This window comes from Lysobacter sp. M15 (genome assembly GCF_022662515.1).
GTDB lineage: Bacteria > Pseudomonadota > Gammaproteobacteria > Xanthomonadales > Xanthomonadaceae > JAKPBU01.
Map to the genome: position 1 here is coordinate 187,375 of NZ_JAKPBV010000002.1, position 17,504 is coordinate 204,878.

At 69.0% G+C, this 17,504-nt stretch carries 17 protein-coding genes; 8 read left to right on the forward strand and 9 right to left on the reverse strand.

Annotation, left to right across the window (positions count from 1 at the left end; all coding sequences use genetic code 11):
- Positions 1 to 40: 40 nt before the first annotated feature.
- The gene (rlmH, locus tag MC380_RS01660) at positions 41 to 511 is read left to right on the forward strand and encodes a 23S rRNA (pseudouridine(1915)-N(3))-methyltransferase RlmH (RefSeq protein WP_242162660.1); all 471 of its coding nucleotides are present in this window, start codon (positions 41 to 43) and stop codon (positions 509 to 511) included.
- A gap of 108 nt (positions 512 to 619) precedes the next feature.
- Here rlmH and MC380_RS01665 read toward each other — a convergent pair whose 3' ends face one another.
- From MC380_RS01665 to MC380_RS01675, 3 genes are all read right to left on the reverse strand, one after another.
- On the reverse strand, positions 620 to 1,291 hold the full coding sequence (locus MC380_RS01665; RefSeq protein ID WP_242104412.1) for an energy transducer TonB: 672 nt from the start codon (positions 1,289 to 1,291) through the stop codon (positions 620 to 622).
- A gap of 297 nt (positions 1,292 to 1,588) precedes the next feature.
- Entirely contained in the window at positions 1,589 to 1,759 is a 171-nt protein-coding gene (locus tag MC380_RS01670) for a hypothetical protein (protein ID WP_242162663.1), read from the reverse strand.
- 2 nt (positions 1,760 to 1,761) lie between these two features.
- Positions 1,762 to 2,511: an SIMPL domain-containing protein gene (locus MC380_RS01675; RefSeq protein WP_242104410.1), complete on the reverse strand. Its 750-nt coding sequence runs from the start codon at positions 2,509 to 2,511 to the stop codon at positions 1,762 to 1,764.
- Between the two features lie 120 nt (positions 2,512 to 2,631).
- Between MC380_RS01675 and MC380_RS01680 the strand changes: the two genes are divergently transcribed.
- The 4 genes from MC380_RS01680 (at position 2,632) to tldD (ending at position 10,304) form a co-directional block, all read left to right on the forward strand.
- Complete coding sequence (locus tag MC380_RS01680; RefSeq protein WP_242162665.1) at positions 2,632 to 3,246, forward strand: Maf family nucleotide pyrophosphatase; 615 nt, start codon at positions 2,632 to 2,634, stop codon at positions 3,244 to 3,246.
- A complete protein-coding gene (gene rng, locus MC380_RS01685; RefSeq protein ID WP_242104408.1) occupies positions 3,243 to 4,733 on the forward strand; it encodes a ribonuclease G in 1,491 nt (496 codons plus the stop codon). The genes MC380_RS01680 and rng overlap by 4 nt, the downstream gene beginning before the upstream one ends.
- A 123-nt stretch (positions 4,734 to 4,856) precedes the next feature.
- Positions 4,857 to 8,750, forward strand: coding sequence for a YhdP family protein (locus tag MC380_RS01690; RefSeq protein WP_242162668.1), 3,894 nt, complete (start codon positions 4,857 to 4,859; stop codon positions 8,748 to 8,750).
- A 108-nt stretch (positions 8,751 to 8,858) separates the two neighbouring features.
- Positions 8,859 to 10,304 (forward strand): metalloprotease TldD, encoded by a 1,446-nt coding sequence (gene tldD / locus MC380_RS01695; protein WP_242104636.1) that lies wholly within the window; start codon positions 8,859 to 8,861, stop codon positions 10,302 to 10,304.
- Positions 10,305 to 10,348: 44 nt separating this feature from the next.
- Here tldD and yjgA read toward each other — a convergent pair whose 3' ends face one another.
- Positions 10,349 to 10,912, reverse strand: a complete 564-nt coding sequence (gene yjgA, locus MC380_RS01700) for a ribosome biogenesis factor YjgA (RefSeq protein WP_242162671.1) — start codon at positions 10,910 to 10,912, stop codon at positions 10,349 to 10,351.
- A 110-nt stretch (positions 10,913 to 11,022) separates the two neighbouring features.
- On the opposite strand from yjgA, the gene pmbA reads away from it, so the two are divergent.
- From pmbA to MC380_RS01715, 3 genes are all read left to right on the forward strand, one after another.
- On the forward strand, positions 11,023 to 12,402 hold the full coding sequence (pmbA, locus tag MC380_RS01705) for a metalloprotease PmbA (RefSeq protein ID WP_242162673.1): 1,380 nt from the start codon (positions 11,023 to 11,025) through the stop codon (positions 12,400 to 12,402).
- A 37-nt stretch (positions 12,403 to 12,439) separates the two neighbouring features.
- Positions 12,440 to 12,865 carry a DUF4870 domain-containing protein gene (locus tag MC380_RS01710; protein ID WP_242104404.1) on the forward strand — a complete coding sequence of 142 codons (426 nt, stop codon included), beginning with the start codon at positions 12,440 to 12,442 and terminating at the stop codon, positions 12,863 to 12,865.
- A 113-nt stretch (positions 12,866 to 12,978) separates the two neighbouring features.
- Positions 12,979 to 13,392, forward strand: coding sequence for a DUF4870 domain-containing protein (locus MC380_RS01715; RefSeq protein ID WP_242104403.1), 414 nt, complete (start codon positions 12,979 to 12,981; stop codon positions 13,390 to 13,392).
- A 44-nt stretch (positions 13,393 to 13,436) separates the two neighbouring features.
- Here MC380_RS01715 and MC380_RS01720 read toward each other — a convergent pair whose 3' ends face one another.
- The 5 genes from MC380_RS01720 to MC380_RS01740 form a co-directional block, all read right to left on the reverse strand.
- The gene (locus MC380_RS01720) at positions 13,437 to 14,408 is read right to left on the reverse strand and encodes a polyprenyl synthetase family protein (protein WP_242162675.1); all 972 of its coding nucleotides are present in this window, start codon (positions 14,406 to 14,408) and stop codon (positions 13,437 to 13,439) included.
- Complete coding sequence (locus MC380_RS01725; protein WP_242104401.1) at positions 14,401 to 14,664, reverse strand: exodeoxyribonuclease VII small subunit; 264 nt, start codon at positions 14,662 to 14,664, stop codon at positions 14,401 to 14,403. Before MC380_RS01725 ends, MC380_RS01720 begins: the two co-directional genes overlap by 8 nt.
- A gap of 67 nt (positions 14,665 to 14,731) precedes the next feature.
- Positions 14,732 to 16,072 carry a tRNA lysidine(34) synthetase TilS gene (gene tilS / locus MC380_RS01730; protein WP_242162676.1) on the reverse strand — a complete coding sequence of 447 codons (1,341 nt, stop codon included), beginning with the start codon at positions 16,070 to 16,072 and terminating at the stop codon, positions 14,732 to 14,734.
- 57 nt (positions 16,073 to 16,129) lie between these two features.
- Positions 16,130 to 16,435, reverse strand: a complete 306-nt coding sequence (locus MC380_RS01735) for a hypothetical protein (RefSeq protein ID WP_242104399.1) — start codon at positions 16,433 to 16,435, stop codon at positions 16,130 to 16,132.
- An 82-nt stretch (positions 16,436 to 16,517) separates the two neighbouring features.
- Positions 16,518 to 17,477 (reverse strand): acetyl-CoA carboxylase carboxyltransferase subunit alpha, encoded by a 960-nt coding sequence (locus tag MC380_RS01740; RefSeq protein WP_242104398.1) that lies wholly within the window; start codon positions 17,475 to 17,477, stop codon positions 16,518 to 16,520.
- Positions 17,478 to 17,504: the final 27 nt, after the last annotated feature.

Below are 17,504 nucleotides of genomic sequence, written 5' to 3' on the forward strand. Positions count from 1 at the left end.
GTCCGATGACGCAGCAGGCGCAGCGGATAAGATCTGTGCGATGAAAGCCCGTCTTATCGCCGTGGGCGAACGTGCGCCGGCCTGGGTCGCGCAAGGCTTCGCCGAATACCGCAAGCGCCTCTCGCACTGGTTGCCGCTGGAACTGGTCGAAGTGGAACCGGGCCTGCGCGGCAAGGGCCGCGATCCGTTGCGTGCGATGGCCGATGAGGGACAGCGCGTGCTTGCCGCATTACCGAAATCGCCGCATGTGGTGGCGCTCGATGGCGGCGGGTCGGCGTGGTCGTCGGAACAGCTGGCGCAGCGCCTGGCTGCATGGCGCGAGCAGGGCCGCGATCTCGCCTTCCTGATCGGTGGCCCCGAGGGCCATGCGGCCGAGGTTCGTGCGCGGGCGGACGAGAGCTGGTCGCTCGGCGCGCTGACACTGCCGCACATGCTCGTGCGATTGGTGGCGGTGGAGCAGCTGTACCGGGCAGCGGCGATGCTCGCCGGGCATCCTTACCACCGCGCCTGAGCGGGGGAGGTTACTCGGCGAACGGTTCGGATCCGCGCGGCGTGCAACGACGAAACCCCGCCTATCGGCGGGGCTTCTTCTTCCTGATGAGCGGCACGGGCGTCGGGATCACTGCAGCTTGAAGTCAATCGGCACCAGCCCGATCGCCTGGACCGCACGCCCATCCTTCATCGCCGGCCGGAACGTCCAGCGGCGCAGGATGTGCTGCTGCGCGGCCCGGTCGAGCTCGCGATTGCCGCTGCTGCGATGGATGCTGACCTGCAGCGGTTTTCCGTCGACGTCCACCAGCACCTGCAGCAGCACCTGGCCCTCGATCCGGTCGGTCAGCGGACGGCGGGGATAGGACGGCGGTGGGGCGGAGGCGTATTCGAGGCGCACGCCTGCGATGGGTCCCACTTCGGAGATGGGCGGTGAGATAGGCCCCGGGTCGGCCAACGGCTCGACGGGCAAGTCGACGGACGAACCCTGGTCGGTGATGACGGGCGGATCCACGGTCGGAGTCGTGATCCGGGGCTCAACCACGGGCCTGACAGGCTCGGGCTGGGGTCTGGTGACCGGCACGCGCTCGGGCTTCTCGGGCGGTTGCTCCTTCAGCTCAGGCAGCACCCAGCGAAATGGTACCTCTTCGATGACCGGTGCCGGCGGCGTCTGCATCGGCATCATCAATGCCATTAGCAAGGCGATGTTGAGCGCGATTGCCCCGGCGATGCCGAGGATGCGGGCCGGATTCGGATGGACTCTGGAGAACAGCGATTGCGGGGCGGACTGCACGAGCACCATGGCGCACCTCCTGTGGTTGACCGCGTGGCGGACGTATCCGGAACAACGCGCCGGTAGAGGAGGCGGGGTTGGCTTGGGACCGCATCCTGCGCCGTCGCTGCCTGTTGCGCTTCCACGCTGCGGCCGGTCCGACACGAACGGCAAGCGGTCGCCGATGGGTGGCGTGGCACAAGCGACGAATGGTAATCATTCGCATCGACAGCCGTCAGAGCCGCGTACAAGGTCCGCGTCCACGCCGCGCAGTCGGAACTGATACGACAAGCCCGCCAGTGGGCGGGCTTGCCGGTCAGGCGGCGGTCAAACCGCCGGGTCCGGATCGCGGTCGATACCGCCCTCGTCGGGATTGCTCTTCTCCGGTGCCGGCGGGCGCTGAGCATCGTCCTTGTCGCGCGGCTGCGGTTCGGCATAGCCGGGATTGCGCCCACGTCGTGGATCCGGGGTTGGTGGGGTGGTCTTAGGTTCGGTCACGCTCAGTTCCCCAACTCGAAGACCACATCGAGGTTGGCCGACAGTGCGGTTTCGCCGGGAGAAATCGCGGTGTCCGCCTCGGCCTTGCCGCGCGCCATTGCCACCATCGGCATCGGTACCGGCGGGCGAAAGCCGCCGCCCTCGCTGATGCTGACGATCCGGCGGACCTTCACTCCCAGCGACTTGGCGTACATCTCGGCCCGCGCCTGGGCTTTTTTCAGGGCCGCCTGGCGGGCTTCGTCGTAGGCCGCTTCGGGCTGGTCGATCTCGAAGTTCGGGCCATTGACCTGGTTGGCCCCGCTGGCGACCAGCGCGTCTAGCACCTTGCCCAGTTTCGACAGGTCGCGGACCTTGATGTTGACGGTATTGCTGGCCTGGTAGCCGGTGATGATCGGCGCCTTGTTTTCTTCGTAACGGTAGTCCGGATTGAGATTGACGCCCGTGGTCTGGGTATCGCGCTCGGCGATCCCCGCGGCGCGGATCGCGGTCATGACCTTGTCCATCTGCTCGGCATTGGCGCGCATGGCGGCATTGGCATCGGCCGCGCGGGTGACCACGCCGGTGGACACCGTGGCCACGTCGGGAACGCGCCGCGCTTCGGCCTGGGCCGAGACCGACAGCAGGGTGCCGTCGTTGGAAATCGCGTAGCTGCCGCTCTGGGGCGGTGTGTTCTGGGCGGATGCGGTCATTGCGGAAGTTCCCAGGGCAAGGGCCGCGGCGAGCAGCAGCGGACGGACGACGTAACGGGGCATTGTGATCTCCATGAAAGTGGCTGCAGGGTCTGCAGGCAGCGGTGAACGCTTCGTGAGCCGTGCCGGGGTTGCACGCCTTCAGCGGACAGTCGGCCTGGTTGCGCAGGGTATCCTTCCCCGATGCTGCATCTTGCCTCGCAATCCCTCCGCCGGCGCGAACTGCTCAGCCGCCTCGGCGTGCCGTTTGGCGTCCTCGATCTGGAGATTCCGGAGCAGCGTGCACCCGGCGAGCCGGCAGAGGAGTACGTACGCCGTGTGGCCCGCGAGAAGGCCGGTGCCGGATTGCTTGAGGTGATGACCGTCCCCGGCGCGGTGGTGCTGGGCGGCGACACCGAAGTGGTGCTGGACGACGAGGTCTTCGGCAAGCCGCGCGACGAGGCCGATGCCGCGGCCATGTTGCGGCGCCTGTCGGGGCGCACCCATCGCGTGATCTCGGCGGTATCGCTGGTGTCGGCCGACCGCGAGGCGCAGGCGGTGTCGACCTCGGAAGTGACGTTCGCCGAACTCGACGACGCGGCCATCGAGCGTTACGTGGCCAGCGGCGAAGCCATGGGCCGGGCCGGGGCGTATGCGATCCAGGGCACTGCGCAGACTTTCATTTCGCACCTTTCGGGGAGCTATTCCGGGGTGATGGGCCTGCCGCTGTACGAAACCGCGTGCCTGTTGCAGGAATTCGGCCTACGGCCGGGTGGCGACAAGGGCGGTGTGTCCCGGCCTGCGGGGCAGCACGCGTGACCGAGGAGATCCTGGTCAACGTCACCCCGCGCGAGACCCGCGTGGCCGTGGTCGAGAACGGCATGCTGCAGGAGCTGCACATCGAGCGCGGCTGGAGCCGCGGCGTGGTCGGCAACATCTACAAGGGCCGGGTCCAGCGCGTCATGCCCGGCATGCAGGCCGCCTTTGTCGAGATCGGACTCGAGCGTGCCGCGTTCCTGCACGCCAACGACATCTTCCGCCCCACGCCGGTCGCCGGTGCCAGCATCCAGGAAGGCGATGTCGCCCTGCCGGCGCCGGCGCCGCGCCCCATCACCGAACTGGTGCGCGAAGGCCAGGACATCGTGGTCCAGGTGCTCAAGGACCCGATCGGCAGCAAGGGCGCGCGCCTGACCACGCAGCTGAGCATTCCCTCGCGCTACCTGGTGCTGCTGCCGCAGTCGCAGGTGATCGGCGTTTCGGCGCGCATCGAGGACGAGGAGGAACGCGCGCGCCTGAAATCGCTGGTGTCGGAACTCGCGCCGAGCAGCGCCCAGGGCTATATCGTGCGCACCAATGCCGAGTCGCAGCCGTCCGAGGCGCTGGCCGAAGACATCGCCTACCTCGGCCGCGCCTGGGCGCTGGTCGAGGCGCAGGTGCAGGAAAGCCGCACCGGAAGTTGCGTGTATGAGGACCTGAGCCTGCCGCTGCGCGCGGTGCGCGACCTGATGCGCCGCGATGTCGAGAAGGTCAAGGTGGACTCGCGCGAAACCTGCGATCGCCTGCGCACCTTCGCCGCGCAGTACATGCCCGGCCTGGCCGAGAAGATCGAGCACTACGGCGGCGCGCGCCCGATTTTCGACCTGTACGGCGTCGAGGACGAGATCCAGCACGCGCTCGAGAAGGAAGTGCCGCTGAAATCGGGCGGCTACCTGGTCATCGACCAGACCGAGGCCATGACCACGGTCGATGTCAACACCGGTTCCTTCCTCGGCCAGCGTAACCTCGAAGAGACGGTATACCGCACCAACCTGGAAGCCGCGCAGTCGGTCGCGCGCCAGCTGCGTCTGCGCAACCTGGGTGGGATCATCATCATCGACTTCATCGACATGGTCGATCCCGAGCACCGCCGCCAGGTGCTGCGCACGCTCGAAAAGTCGCTGGCGAAGGACCATGCCAAGACCACGGTCTACGACTTCTCGCCGCTGGGCCTGGTGGAAATGACCCGCAAGCGCACGGTCGAGAGCCTGGAACGGCAGCTGTGCGAGCCCTGCCACGAGTGCACCGGCCGCGGCATGCTCAAGACCGCCGAGACCGTGACCTACGAGATCTTCCGCGAGATCACCCGCGCGGTGCGCCAGTTCGAAGCCGCGCGGCTGCTGGTCATTGCGTCGCCGAAAGTCGTCGCGCGGATCACCGACGAGGAATCCACCGCAGTCGCCGAACTGGAGGAATTCCTCGGCAAGTCGATTCGCTTCCAGGCGGACGAGCAGTACCTGCAGGAGCAGTTCGATGTGGTGCTGCTGTAAAGCCGGGATCGGGGATCGGGGATTGGGAATTCGTGAGAGCAAGGAGCTTTTGACGTTCCGAATCCCGAATCCCCAATCGCCAATCCCGGCGCGCGCAGCGTGCATCAGCGGAGCGCATCGCTGATGCACTTGCGCTGGCTGCAGCGATTGCGTCGCGCGCATCATGGCGTGGCGTATCTGGTGACCACCGTGCTGGTGCTGATGGCGCTGGTGGGCCTGGCGGCGACCCAGATCCTGCCGCTGGCCGAGCGCCACCCTGACCGCGTCGCCGGATGGCTGAGCGACCGTGCAGGACGTCCGGTCCGTTTCGATGCGGTCGACACGCAATGGACCCGGCGCGGACCGCTGCTGAAGCTTGCGAACCTGCGGATCGGTTCCGGCGCAGAGGAGATCACGATCGGCGATGCCGAGATGCTGGTCTCCCAGTACTCAGGGTTGCTGCCCGGACGCTCGTTCACCGAGCTGCGCGTACGCAACCTGGATCTCACCCTCGAGCGCGAGACCGGTGGCCGTTGGCGCGTGCGCGGCCTGCCCGGGCAGCAGCGCCCCGGCGGCGATCCGCTGGCGTCATTGCAACGTCTGGGCGAACTGCAGGTGATCGGCGCGAAGCTGCATGTGGTCGCGTCGTCGCTGGGCCTGGATACACGGGTGCCGCAGGTGCACCTGCGGCTGCGGGTGGAGGGCGATCGCGTGCGTGCGGGCGTCCGCGCATGGATGCGGCCGGGCGGTGCGCCGGTCGACGCGGTCTTCGACTTCGACCGCAAGGCCGGTGACGGCCAGGCCTGGATCGCGTCGCGCCGCACCGAACTCGCGCAGTGGTCGCCGTTGCTGCGCTATGCGGGCGTGAGCGTGGAGGCCGGCGGTGGTCGCGCGCAGGCGTGGGCGAAGCTGCGTGCGCACCGTGTGGTGGGCGTGTTCGCGGATCTTGCGCTGCAACGCGTCGAGCTGCAGGGCGAAGCAGCGCGTCCCGGAGCAGCGCTGCCCCGGGTCAGGCTCGATCGCGTGCGCGGCAAGTTGCAATGGACAACGGTGGACGGCGGCTGGCGGCTGGACACGCCGCTGCTGGAATTCGCCGATGGCGCGGGTGCGCCGCGCCTGCAACGCGTCACGGTCGCAGGCGGCAGCAGGAATGTGCTGCTGGCTGCGCGCATCGATGCTGCGCCGTTGATTGCGGTGACGGCGTTGAGCGACCGCCTTGCGCCTGGCCTGCGCGGATGGCTGCAGGCGGCAAGACCGGAGGCCACGCTCATCGACATTCGCGCCGTCGGCGTGCGTGGCGGCGCGCTCCAGGTCAATGGCCGCCTGGCCGACACCGGCTTCCAGCCGGTGGCAGGCGCTCCGGGGTTGCGCGGGCTGGGTGGGGAATTGCTGGGCGACGCCGACGCGTTGGACTTCCGTTTCGATCCGGCTTCGGCGGTGACCGTGGACTGGCCGCGTGGATTCGGCGTCGCGCATCGCATGTCGTTGCGCGGCAATATTGTCGGCTGGCGCGAGGGGGCGGGATGGCGCGCGGAAACCTCCAGCCTGTCGGTGCGCGGGCGCAACTACGGCGTCGACCTGCGCGGAGGCTTGTGGTTCCAGGGCGACGGCACCCGTCCGCGGATGGACCTGGCCGCCAACGTCGGCCCGGCGCCGGTGGTGGCCGCCAAGGGATTCTGGTTGCGCCACGGCATGCCGGCGGCCGCGGTGCGCTGGCTCGATACCGCGCTGCTCGGTGGCACCGTGCAGGGCGGACGGGCGCTGGTCTCCGGCGATCTGGACGATTGGCCGTTCCGTAGTCGCGACGGCCAGCCGGCGAATGGCGTGTTCCATGCCTCGGCACACATTCGGAATGCGGTCGTGAAGTTCCAGCCGGAATGGCCGGCGGCCGAACGCATGGACGCGGAAGTCGACTTCATCGCGGATGGGTTCCGGGTGCGCGGGCAACGCGCATCGATCGCGGGGGTAACGATCGGCAGCTTCGATGCCGGCATCGAGCATTTCGGTCGTGCGGTGCTCACGGTGGATGCGAACGCCGCGACCGATGCCTCGCGGCTGCTCGACCTGCTGCGACAAAGCCCGCTGCGCAAGGCCCATGGTGAAACCCTCGCCAACATCGAGGCGACCGGCCCTGCGCGGGTGGAGTTCGGGCTTCAGCTGCCACTGCATCGCGGCGCGCCGCCATCGGTGATGCAGGGCACGGTCGCCTTGCAGCGCGCCCGGCTCTCGGAGAAGCGCTGGGACCTGGCGTTCGCCGACGTGAGCGGCAGCGCGCGCTACGGGCGGGGCGGCTTCGATGCCGACGGGCTCGAGGTCGTGCACCAAGGCCGGCCGGGCCGGCTGGCGCTGCGGGCCGGCGAGTACGTGCACGATGAGCGCCAGGCTTTCGAAGCCGAACTCGACGCACAGCTGAGCGCGGAGGATCTGCTCGATCGTGCACCTGACCTGCGCTGGTTGCGGCCCAGGATCAGCGGGACGTCGGCATGGACCCTCGCCATGGGCGTGCCCAAGGCAGGCGCGTCGCCGGCGGCGCCGAGCAGGCTGCAGCTGCGCTCGAACCTGGTCGGCACCACGCTGACGCTGCCGGCGCCGTTGGACAAGCCCGCGTCGACTGCGCTTCCGACCACGGTCGACGTGGCGCTGCCCCTGGGCGAGGGCGAAGTCGCCGTGGCGTTCGGCAACCGGCTGGCGCTGCGCGCGCGCAGCCGTGGCGGACAGACCGGAGTGCGGGTCGTGCTGGGCGCCAGTCGGGTCGACGCCGCGCCGCCACCCTCGGGCCTGGTCGCCACCGGGCGCAGTGATCGCCTGGATGTGATCGACTGGGCGGCGCTCACGCGTGGGGGCGGTCCTGCAGCAGCAGGGGCATCGCCCCCTTCGGCGTCATCCGCAGCGACGAGCGGGGGCGTGCCCCTGCGTTCGGTCGATGTGACCGTGGCAGGTCTGCAGCTGATCGGCGCCAGCTTCCCCAACACCCGCCTGCGCGCCGCGCCGGCAACCGGCGGCACCGCGGTGCGTATGGAGGGGAGTGCGCTCAGCGGTGCCTTCATGCTGCCGCAGTCCGCCGCCGAGGCGATTGCCGGCCGCTTCGAACGCCTGCACTGGCGCGCGGCGAGCAAGGCTGTGACCGGTGCGGCTCCTGCTGCGACGCCGTCTCCTATGCCTAATGAGCGCGCCCCGGCTGCGGACGACACCGATCCGTCCAAGGTTCCGCCGTTGATTCTCGTGATCGACGATCTGCGCTTCGGCGACGCGCGCCTGGGCACGGCCAGCCTGCGCACCCAGCCGGTCGCTGCGGGCATGCGCATCGTCCAGTTGCAAACGCGTGCCAAGGGGCAGTCGATCGACATCAGCGGCGACTGGATGCGGCGCACCGGCAGCATGCAGACGCGTCTGGACGGGCGCTGGCAGAGCGAGAACTTCGGCGCGCTGTTGGGTGCATTCGGTTTCCGGCAGATCGCCAAGGGCGAGGGCGAGGTCCGGCTGCAGGCGCAATGGCCGGGCAGTCCGGCGACATTCCGCCTCGCCGACCTGGCGGGCGACATGCGCCTGGACCTGCGCGACGGCCAGCTGGTCGAGGTCGAACCTGGAGCCGGCCGCGTGCTGGGCCTGCTCAGCATCGCCCAGCTGCCGCGCCGTCTGGCATTCGACTTCCGCGACTTTTTCGACAAGGGCTTCGCGTTCAACAAGATCAGCGGACAGGTGCACTTCGGCGGCGGCAATGCGCGCAGCAACGATCTGAACATCGACGGGCCCGCCGCCGAGATCCGGATCCGCGGCGCGGCCGATCTTCGGGCGCAGACCTACGACCAGACCATCGATGTGTTCCCCAGGGCCGGCAACCTGCTGACGGTGGCTGGCGCGATCGCGGGCGGGCCGGTCGGCGCCGCAATCGGTGCCGCGGCCAATGCGGTGCTCAACAAGCCCCTGGGCCAGCTGGCGGCCAAGTCCTATCGCGTGACCGGGCCGTGGAAAGATCCCAAGGTCGAAACCATCAGCCGGGGCGACGCCGCAGCCGTCACCAAGGAACCGCCCGGTTGATTGCGTCGCCGTTAGTCGCAATCTCTTCAACCTGTCATCCCGTCGCCGGCAGCGCGAATCGATGCCTGCAGTCGGGATGATGGTCCTCCAATTACGGGAACGCCCAGCCTGATGTCCAGCTCACTCCAGATCGCCCAGTCCCGCCTGCTGCTGCCGGCCGGCCTCGACACCCAAGGCCTCGACCGCACCTTCGGCAGCCTGCTCGGGCCGGGCATCGATTTCGGCGATCTGTATTTCCAGCACTCGCGGCGCGAGAGCTGGACCGTGGAGGACGGCATCGTCAAGGAAGGCGCGCATTCGATCGAGCAGGGCGTCGGCGTGCGCGCGATCAGCGGCGAGAAGACCGGGTTCGCCTATTCCGACGACATCAACGCCGAGGCGCTGCTGTCGGCCGCGCAGTCGGCGCGCGCAATCTCGCGCGACGGCCGCTCGCACGCGCAAGGCACTCTCGCGCCCGGCGCGGGACGCAGCCTGTATCCGGCCCAGGATCCGATCGATGTGCTCGGCAACGAGGCCAAGGTCGAGGCCCTGCGCCGGGTCGACAAGCTGCTGCGTGCGCTCGATCCGCGGGTGCAGCAGGTGGTGGTCGGGCTGACGGGCGGCGTCGACACCGTGCTGGTCGCGCGCAGCGACGGCGTGCTGGCCGGCGACGTGCGGCCGCTGGTGCGGCTCAATGTGCAGGTGATCGTGGAACACAACGGCCGCCGCGAATCGGGCTATGCCGGCTACGGCGGCCGCTATTCCTACGCCGAGCTGCTCGGTGAAGGCCGTCCGGAAAAATTCGCGCGCGAGGCGCTGCGTCAGGCGCTGGTGAACCTGGAGGCGATCGACGCACCTGCAGGCGTGATGCCGGTGGTGCTGGGCAGCGGCTGGCCAGGCGTGCTGCTGCATGAGGCGGTGGGTCACGGACTCGAAGGCGATTTCAACCGCAAGGGCACTTCCACGTATGCCGGGCGCATGGGCCAGCGGGTCGCTTCGCCCGGCGTCACCATCGTCGACGACGGCACGCTCGATGGACGCCGCGGCTCGCTCAACATTGACGACGAAGGCACGCCGACGTCCTGCACCACGCTGATCGAGGACGGCGTGCTCACCGGCTACATGCAGGACACGCTCAATGCACGGCTGATGGGGATGGCGCCCACGGGCAACGGCCGGCGCGAATCGTTCGCGCACCTGGTGATGCCGCGCATGACCAACACCTACATGCTCGCCGGAACCCACGATCCGGACGAGATGATCCGTTCGGTGAAGAAGGGCCTGTACGCGGTGAACTTCGGCGGCGGCCAGGTCGACATCACCAGCGGCAAGTACGTGTTCTCCGCGACCGAGGCCTACCTGATCGAGGATGGCAAGGTCACCGCGCCGGTCAAGGGCGCCACCCTGATCGGCAACGGTCCCGAAACCATGCAGCGGGTAAAGATGATCGGCCACGACATGGCGCTGGACGATGGCGTGGGCGTGTGCGGGAAGGACGGACAGAGCGTGCCCGTGGGCGTGGGCCAGCCCTCCCTGCTGATCGACCAGCTGACCGTGGGCGGGACGCGGGCGTGATGAAACCGGGAGACGGGAAACGGGAGAAGGGAGACGGAAAAGCGCTAGCGTTCGGACGCTTCGTTTGCCTCGTCTCCCGTTTCCGGTCTCTCGTGTCCCAGCAGTTCCCGCAGTTCGCGGAACAGCTCGCGAAACGCTCGCGGCGGCTTGTTCTTCGCACGTTCTTCGAGCGCGTTGCGGATCAGTTGCCGCAGTTGCTGGCGATCGGCGCCGGGATGCTCGTCCAGCAGCGCGGACAGCGCGGCATCGCCGTCGGCCAGCAGGCGCTCGCGCCAGGTTTCGGCCCGGTGCAGCAGGGCGGTTTCCTGGCGCGCCGCCTCGCCGCCGGCTTCCATCGCGTCGCGGATCGCAGCCAGGACCTCGTTGTCTTCGCCGCGCATGCGCTTGGCGATGAACGCCACCTGGCGCTTGCGCGCGCCATGCGCGGTGATGCGCCGGAGGTCGGCGAAGTGCGGCAGGAGGTGTTCGGGCAGCGGCAGCTTTTCCAGCTGGCTGGCGCTGTGCTCGCCCAGCTGATTCACCAGCGCGAGCACGTCCAGCGCATCGCGCCGCTGCTGCTTGCGGCTCGGGCCGAGGTATTCGCCGCTGTCGTCGTCGCGTCCGCGCATCGCCTCTCCATCGTCCCGGGGCTCCCCGGCACCTGCCGGCGGGTAGGTGCAGTCCGAGCGCACTCGAGACCTGTACACACACCGCCTTGTTGCGAATCTAGGATAAGCCATTGAACGCAGTCATCGATTCCGCCATCCACGACGACAGCCGCGACAGGCTCGGCCAGCTCGAGGGGATCGCCGCGCAGCTGCTTGAGCGTGCACGCGCCCAGGGTGCTTCGCAGGTGGAAGTGTCGTGCTCCGACCAGCGCGGCCTGAGCGTCAACGTGCGCATGGGCGGCGTGGAGACGGTCGAATCTAATCGCGACCGCGGCATTTCGGTCACGGCGTATTTTGGCCAGCGCAAGGGCAGCGCGAGCACCGCGGACCTGCGCGAGGAGAGCCTGGTCGCAACGGTGGCCCAGGCCTGCGCGATCGCGAAGTTCACCGAGGACGATCCCGCCGCGGGGCTGGCGGACGCCGCGCTGATGGCGCGCCCGCCCGCGGAGGGCAGGTTTCCCGAATTCGACAGCTGGCACCCGTGGTCGATCGACGCCGATCGCGCCATCGACTTGGCGCTGGCCTGCGAAGCCGCCGGGCGCGACGCCGACCCGCGGATCGAGAATTCCGACGGCGCCTCGGTATCCACCGGCGAGTCGCTCAGCGTCTATGCCAACTCGCACGGTTTCGTCGGCCAGGAACGTGGCACCCACCATTCCATCGGCTGCGCGCTGATCGCCGGGCGCGGCGAGGCGATGCAGCGCGATGGCTGGTACAGCACGGCACTTGCCGCGGAGGACCTGGAAACGCCGGCGGCCATCGGACGCCGGGCGGCCGAACGCGCGGCTTCGCGCCTGGACGCGCGGCAGCTGGCGACGACCGAGATGCCGGTGCTGTTTTCGGCGGAGATGGCGCGCTCCCTGGTCGGACATCTGGTGGGCGCGGTCTCGGGTGGGGCGTTGTACCGGCGTGCGAGCTTCCTGGTCGATGCGGCCGGGCAGCAGCTGTTCCCGGACTGGTTCTCGATCGTCGAGGACCCGTTCCTGGCGCGCGGCTTCCGCTCGGCGGCGTTCGATTCCGAAGGCGTCGCGACCGCCCGTACCGCACTGATCGAGGCCGGCGTGCTGCAGCGCTACGTGCTGGGCAGCTATTCGGCACGCAAACTGGGTCTGGCGACGACGGCGAACGCCGGCGGCGTGCACAACCTCCTGGTCGGTGCCAATGCCGCCGGGCGCGACGCCCTGGTGGCCGGCATGTCCCGCGGGCTGCTGGTCACCGAGCTGATGGGCCAGGGGGTGAACAACGTCACCGGCGACTACTCGCGCGGCGCGGCCGGCTTCCTGGTGGAGAACGGTGCGATCGTCCATCCCGTCGACGGCATCACCATCGCCGGCAACCTGCGGCAGATGTTCGCCGCGATCGAGGCGGTCGGCAGCGACCTCGACCCGCGCTCGCATATCCGCACCGGGTCCATCCTGGTCGGGCGGATGACCGTCGCCGGCGCACAATGAAGTAGAGTCGCATCACGCCACGCCACGGGAGCCAGCGATGAGCCAATGGGACGATGCCACCACCCCGCCACCCGCCCCCGAAGGGACCCCCGATGCCCAGGAACGCCAGTGGGCGATGTTCGCCCACCTGTCCGCGATCGCCGGAGGGCTGCTGACCAGCAACACGCTTGGTGGCATCGGCTGCGTGCTCGGGCCGTTGATCATCTGGCAGATCAAGAAGGACACGATGCCGTTCGTGACCGACCAGGCCAAGGAAGCGCTGAACTTCAACATCACCGTGGCGCTCGCGCTGCTGGTACTCGTGCTGCTGGGCATCGGCACCCTGGGCATCGGGTTCGTGGTCACCGCGCCGCTGATGCTGATCCTTGGGGTGGCCGCGCTGGTGTTCATCGTGATCGCGGCGGTCAAGGCCAACGATGGCGTGGCCTATCGCTACCCGTTCGCGTTGCGCCTGGTGAAGTGAGCCGCGTGCGCGAACGGTTGTTACGCTGTAACTAGGTCGAACGTTGGCTTGAGCGCCGGCGCCGCGACCGCATCTGGTTTGAGCGACCGGAATCCTTCCGGGAGGAGTCGACGATGGAAAACACTGTCCAACCGAGCACGGGTCAGACCACGTCCCCGACCCAGAGCGATCGCCAGTGGGCGGCCGGGGCGCATGCCGGGGCCCTGGCGCTCGCGCTGCTGACCAGCTGGGCCGCGGGCATCGCGGGCGCGGTGGCCGCGTTCGTAGTGTGGATGGTCGTGCGCGACAAGTCCGCCTTCGCCGCGGAACATGCCCGCGAAGCGCTGAACTTCAACGTCAGCATGTTCATCTACGCGGCGATCGCCGTGGTGCTGGTGATCTTCACCCTCGGCATCGGCATCATCGTGGCGCTGCCGGTGTGGATCGTGCTCGGCCTGATGTGGCTGGTGTGCAGCCTGATCGCCACGTTCAAGGCCTACGACGGCCACATGTACCGCTATCCGCTGACGATCCGCCTGTTCAAATGAACCGCTACGCGGGGCGGCGCGAAGCCGCCCCGCGATGTCGTCGGTCAGCGATCGCGCTCGACGACCAGACGTGCGAGCGCACGCAGCGCGGCTGCGTTGTCGTCGAGGTCGGCCAGCGCTGCTTCCATTTGCGCTGAAAGCCTGCGCAATGTCTCGCGCGAGCCCTCGGCTCCGATCAACGACGGGAACGTGGTCTTCGCCTGCGCGGCGTCCTTGCCCGCGGTCTTGCCGAGCGTGGCGCTGTCGCCTTCCACGTCGAGCAGATCGTCGCGTATCTGGAAGGCCAGTCCCAGCGCTTCGGCATAGGCGTCCAGGCGTGCGCGCACCGGCGCATCGGCCTGCGCCGCGATCGCGCCGAGCCGCACCGACGCGCGCAACAGCGCGCCGGTCTTCATCGCGTGCAGGCGCTCGAGGGATTCGAGCGTCACGGTGGGGAAGGAAAACGGCTCATGCAAGCGGGTTTCGTCGGCGCGCTGCGGCGCGGCTGACGAATTTGCAGGCGGGTGCGGCCGCGGCGCGGTCGCGTCGATGTCCAGGGCCTGACCGCCGCACATACCGGCGGCGCCCGCGGCGTTCGCCAGTTCCGCGAGCATGGCGAGGCTGGTTTCGGCCGGCAGCGCGGCCCGCGCCAGTTGTTCGAAGGCGAGGCTTTGCAGCGCGTCGCCAGCGAGAATCGCGGTCGCCTCGCCGAAGGCCACATGCACCGTGGGCTGGCCGCGGCGCAGGGCGTCGTCGTCCATGGCGGGAAGGTCGTCGTGCACCAGCGAATAGGCGTGGATCAGTTCGACCGCGGTGGCGGCAGGATCCAGCCGCTCCAGGTCCGTACCGAGCGCGGCGCCGGTGGCGTACACCAGCAGCGGGCGCATCCGCTTGCCGCCGAGCAGCGCCGCATGGCGCATGGCCGCGTGCAGGCGGCGGGGCTCGGTCTCGGGGTCGGGCAGGGCCGCGGCGATGGCGTCGTCGACCCGCTGCCGCCATCGGGCGAACAGCGCGTCCAGCAACGGCGACTCACGCATCCGGCGCGTTGCCGGGCTGGAAGGGTTCTGCGGTGGCCGGGTCGGCGGGATCGCTGAGCAGCTTGACCCGTAGCTCCGCCTGCTCCAGCGCCGCCTGGCAGTGCCGGTACAGGCCGACGCCGCGCTCGTAGGCCGCCAGCGACTCCTCCAGGCTCATTTCGCCGCGCTCCATCTGCTCCACCAGCGTTTCGAGCGCCTCGAGCGAAGCCTCGAAATTGGCGACGGGAGAGGCTTCGTTTTCCGGCTTGCGCGGCATGGTGCAAGTCTACTGCAGGCGCATCCGGCGCGGCCAACCGGCGAGCGGGGCGCGCAATGGTCAGTGGTCACGGGGACGGCGAGCGCGCGTGCGGCCAGGTGCAGGTCCACACCAGTCGCAGCTGGCGGTCGCGCAGCCACGCGTCGAAAGTGGCCGAATACACCAGATCTCCGGCCGCGAGCAGATTGCCCGCCGCATCCGACAGCAGCGGCAACCGCTTGCGCTCCCACGGCGGCACGCCGAGCTCCTGCAGCACATGCTTGAGCGCGTGCGAATGGGTGCGGCCTGGCAGGACGATGCGCTCGCCGCCGACGCGTGCATGCACGTGGACGTCGGTGTCGAATGTACAGGCCACGTCCAGTTCCAGCCGATCGCCGGTAGGCAGGACCAGTGGCGCGTCCATGCACCATGTCACCGACCAATCCGCTGGCAGCGCTTCGCGTTCGTGGTCGGCATACAGCAGATCGCGCCAGCGGTGGATGACGGCGCCGGCCCAGGCGAATTCGGCTTCGGTGTCGGCAGCGGCGGGGAGAAGTTCGGACTCGATCCGGACGATGCCTTCGCCGGGCAGCGGCGGCAACTCCAGGATCGCGATCCAGCGGCGCAGCACGCGGGCGCGGCGGGCCGGTGGCAGCGCGAGCAGCGGCGCCAGCTGCAGCGCGTGGGGATCGGCTGTCCGCGCGGTGGCGAGTGCGCGCGCGTCTTCTGCTTCGAGCAGTTCGACCGATGCGGCCTGCAGGGACGCAACACGCGCGAATGCCGCATCGGCCTGCGGCCAGCGTTCGCGCAGCGCAGGCAGCACGCGCTGGCGCAGGAAATTGCGATCGAGGCTCGTATCGGCGTTGGAGTCGTCTTCGATCCAGTGCAGACCGTGCGCGTGCGCATGGTCGCTCAGCGCAGCGCGCGGAATGTCCAGCAACGGCCGCCACAACCAGCCCTGCGCAAAGGGCCGCCACGGCCGCATCGCGGCCAGACCATCCGGCCCGGACGCGCGCAGCGCACGCAGCAGGAAGGTTTCGGCCTGGTCGTCGCGATGATGCGCGAGCGCAAGCACTTCGCCCGGCTGCAGCTCCCTGGCGAAGGCCGCGAGCCTGGCCACGCGCGCGGCGCCTTCCAGGCCATGGCCGCTATCGCGTCGAACCTCGACCCCGATCACCGAGAGCGGCACATCGAAGGTTGTGCACACCTCGCGCACGTGTGCCGCCCAGGCATCCGCCTCGCGATGCAGGCCGTGATGCACGTGGACCGCGCGCAGGCCTGTCGCGCGCACCTGTGCGGAGGCCGCCAGCAGGTGCAGCAGCACGGTCGAGTCCAAGCCGCCGCTGAATCCCACGAGCACCGGCGCCTCCGGTGCGGCGATGTCGAGGCCGTCAGTCGTGGAAGGGCGGGGCGGCCGTGTGCCTGGCATGCGTGAGTGGCGGCGCGGCGACCTGCAGTGGCCCTGGCCACTGCGGGTCCAGCGGCGTCAGGCCGTCTCGATCTGCAGCCCGCCAGTGATCCGGGCCGCCAGGTTGAAGATCAGGGCGTAGATCGCCCCGCCGATGAAGCCGAACACGGCATACATGATCGGAAACAGGACCAGCCCCACCACGCCCATGCCGGCGCCGAACGCGGAGCCTTCCAGCCCGGCGCCGCCGTGCGTTGCCTGCATCATCGTCATGACCGCCGAGCCGAACAGCAGGAAGACTACTGCGACCACCAGGCCGGCGACCGCGCCGATCACGGCCGAATTGATCGCCAGCGACAACACCCCGACTTTCCTGATCAGCATGCCCAACTCCCCATGGCGCCGCGGAACCGCGGCATAGGCACTTTAGCGCGGCGGCGCCAGGGGCAAGCAGGGGGTCCCGCGCTCAGGCGGCTTCGTATGCGCCGTAGCCGCGCAGGCGTTTGTAGCGCTGGGCCAGCAACTTGTCGATCGGCAGCGCCTCGAGCACGTCGAGTTCGTTCATCAGCACCGCCTTCAGGCGCGTGGCCATCTGCTTCGCATTGCGGTGCGCGCCGCCGATGGGTTCGCGGATGACCTTGTCGACGAGCCCGAGTTCCTTGAGCCGTTTCGCCGTGAGCCCCAGCTGTTCGGCGGCGTCCTTGGCCTTGTCCGCCGATTTCCACAGGATCGAGGCGCAGCCTTCGGGCGAGATCACCGAATAGGTGCTGTATTCGAGCATCAGCGTGCGGTCGCCCACGCCGATCGCCAGCGCGCCGCCGCTGCCGCCCTCGCCGATCACGGTGCAGATGATGGGCGTGCGCAATTCCGCCATTTCCAGCAGGTTGCGGGCGATGGCTTCGGACTGGCCGCGTTCCTCGGCACCGATGCCCGGATACGCACCTGGCGTGTCGATGAAGGTGAGCAGGGGCAGTTTGAAGCGCTCGGCCAGCTTCATCAGCCGCAGCGCCTTGCGATAGCCCTCCGGCCGCGGCATGCCGAAGTTGCGCCGGACCTTGGCCTTGGTGTCGCGACCCTTCTGATGGCCGATGATCACCACGCTGCGACCGTCGATGCGGCCCAGGCCGCCGACAATGGCGGCATCGTCGGAGTAGGCGCGGTCGCCGGCGAGCTCCTCGAATTCGTCGCAGAACGCGCGGATGTAATCGTTGGTGTAGGGCCGCTGCGGATGGCGCGCGAGCTGCGAGATCTGCCACGGCGACAGGTCGCGGAAGATGTGCGCCGTGCGCTGGCGCAGCTTGGCCTGCAGGGTGCGGACCTCGGAGTCGATGTTGACCGCGGGCCCGGTGCTGGCATGGCGCAGGTCCTGGAGCCTGGCTTCGAGGTCGGCGATCGGCTGTTCGAAGTCGAGGTAGTTCGGATTCATCGGCGAAGTCTAGCGGAACGGGGGCGG